Genomic DNA, 2,614 nt, shown 5'->3' on the forward strand with positions numbered 1-2,614 from the left:
TTTTTTGGGCGTTCCCCTTCGGGTCGGGCTTTCCGTTTCAAGTCCTCGCTGCGCTTCGGGCTATCCACTTCAATCCCTAACGCGCCTTTGCGCCAGGGCCCTTAGCATCCGCCAAGGCCCCTGGCTCCGGCGCTGGGTCTTTGCCCGCCCGGGCGCACCCCGTGGCATTACTGCGCTGTCCCCGGCAATTTGGGCCACCGCTTGCCTCGGGCCATGGTCGATAGGCGGCCAAAAAAATGCCGTCACCGGGCCCCACGGCAAGCATCATGGGGGGGCTCGTGCAAAAACAGCGTTACCTAACCGCCACGTAATAAGCCGTTTAAAAAAAAGTCCAAAAAAAGTCCAAAAAAACCATTGCATAATTAAAAATAGGTAGTAAGTTTGCAGCCGCTAAAAACGGTACATATCGTTAGGGCAAAAAGTTCATATACAAGGTTGTTTGTTCGGTTTTTTACAAGGAGGAAAAAAACTTCAAAAAAAAACAAAAAACACTTGCGGGTAAACAAAAAGGTTGTAAGTTTGCAGCCGCTAAAACAACGACAGTTGTCAAGGCTAAGTTCATCAAAAAGGTGTTTGTTTTCCAAGTTTGATTCGACAAGAAAAAAAACTTTTAAAAAAAACCAAACAACCATTGTGGGATAAAAAAAAAGGTTTTATATTTGCACCCGCTAAACGAGGGAACAAGTTCGGCAAAGACAAAAAAGTTCATAAACATATTGAATTGACAGCGTAAAATCCTTACTGGAAACGGTAGGGACACACAAAGAGAATAGACCATTTTGAGTACTAGAAATTCCTATTGGTTGTTAAGAGATGTTGTTTTTATAAAATAAGGGCAGCACATAAAATTTAACGATGAAGAGTTTGATCCTGGCTCAGGATGAACGCTAGCGGCAGGCCTAACACATGCAAGTCGAGGGGCAGCGAAGAGTGCTTGCACTCTGTCGGCGACCGGCGCACGGGTGAGTAACGCGTATAGAACCTACCTCTTACAGGAGAATAACCAGGAGAAATCCTGACTAATGCTCCATAGCATACATTTGTTTCATGGCAGTTGTATTAAAGATTTATCGGTAAGAGATGGCTATGCGTCCTATTAGCTAGATGGAGTGGTAACGGCACCCCATGGCGACGATAGGTAGGGGCCCTGAGAGGGGGATCCCCCACACTGGTACTGAGACACGGACCAGACTCCTACGGGAGGCAGCAGTGAGGAATATTGGACAATGGGGGCAACCCTGATCCAGCCATGCCGCGTGCAGGAAGACTGCCCTATGGGTTGTAAACTGCTTTTATACGGGAAGAAACACCGCTACGTGTAGCGGCTTGACGGTACCGTAAGAATAAGGATCGGCTAACTCCGTGCCAGCAGCCGCGGTAATACGGAGGATCCAAGCGTTATCCGGAATCATTGGGTTTAAAGGGTCCGTAGGTGGATGATTAAGTCAGGGGTGAAAGTTTGCGGCTCAACCGTAAAATTGCCCTTGATACTGGTTATCTTGAATTGTTATGAAGTAGTTAGAATATGTGGTGTAGCGGTGAAATGCATAGATATCACATGGAATACCAATTGCGAAGGCAGATTACTAATAACATATTGACACTGATGGACGAAAGCGTGGGTAGCGAACAGGATTAGATACCCTGGTAGTCCACGCCGTAAACGATGGATACTAGCTGTCCGGACTTCGGTCTGGGTGGCTAAGCGAAAGTGATAAGTATCCCACCTGGGGAGTACGTTCGCAAGAATGAAACTCAAAGGAATTGACGGGGGCCCGCACAAGCGGTGGAGCATGTGGTTTAATTCGATGATACGCGAGGAACCTTACCAGGGCTTAAATGTAGATTGACAGGTCTAGAGACAGACTTTCCTTCGGGCAATCTACAAGGTGCTGCATGGTTGTCGTCAGCTCGTGCCGTGAGGTGTCAGGTTAAGTCCTATAACGAGCGCAACCCCTGTTGTTAGTTGCCAGCATGTAAAGATGGGAACTCTAGCAAGACTGCCGGTGCAAACCGTGAGGAAGGTGGGGATGACGTCAAATCATCACGGCCCTTACGTCCTGGGCTACACACGTGCTACAATGGTAGGGACAGAGAGCAGCCACTTCGCGAGAAGGAGCGAATCTATAAACCCTATCACAGTTCGGATCGGAGTCTGCAACTCGACTCCGTGAAGCTGGAATCGCTAGTAATCGCATATCAGCCATGATGCGGTGAATACGTTCCCGGGCCTTGTACACACCGCCCGTCAAGCCATGGAAGCTGGGAGTGCCTGAAGTCCGTCGCCGCAAGGAGCGGCCTAGGGTAAAATCGGTAACTAGGGCTAAGTCGTAACAAGGTAGCCGTACCGGAAGGTGCGGCTGGAACACCTCCTTTCTAGAGAAAGACGACTAAGAGGAAGTAAAAAAACTAATATGAAAAATAGTTTATTCTCATTGCTGTTAATTTAAAAATATAGAGATTAGATTCTAGAGCCAAGAGCCTAGACATTAAAGTCTAGATTCTAGTGTCTAAACATCTAGTATCTCAAGAAAACAGTCTCATAGCTCAGCTGGTTAGAGCGCTACACTGATAATGTAGAGGTCGGCAGTTCGAGTCTGCCTGAGACTACAAA

At 47.6% G+C, this 2,614-nt stretch carries 1 tRNA gene and 1 rRNA gene; both read left to right on the forward strand.

From position 1 onward, the window contains the following. The first annotated feature begins 852 nt into the window (after positions 1-852). A 16S ribosomal RNA gene (locus ACFSQS_RS16045) occupies positions 853-2,376 on the forward strand. A gap of 160 nt (positions 2,377-2,536) precedes the next feature. Continuing rightward, positions 2,537-2,610, forward strand: a tRNA-Ile gene (locus tag ACFSQS_RS16050). The last annotated feature ends 4 nt before the right edge of the window (positions 2,611-2,614 follow it).

It is taken from the genome of Gelatiniphilus marinus (assembly GCF_042684345.1).
GTDB classification, from domain to species: domain Bacteria; phylum Bacteroidota; class Bacteroidia; order Flavobacteriales; family Flavobacteriaceae; genus Gelatiniphilus; species Gelatiniphilus marinus.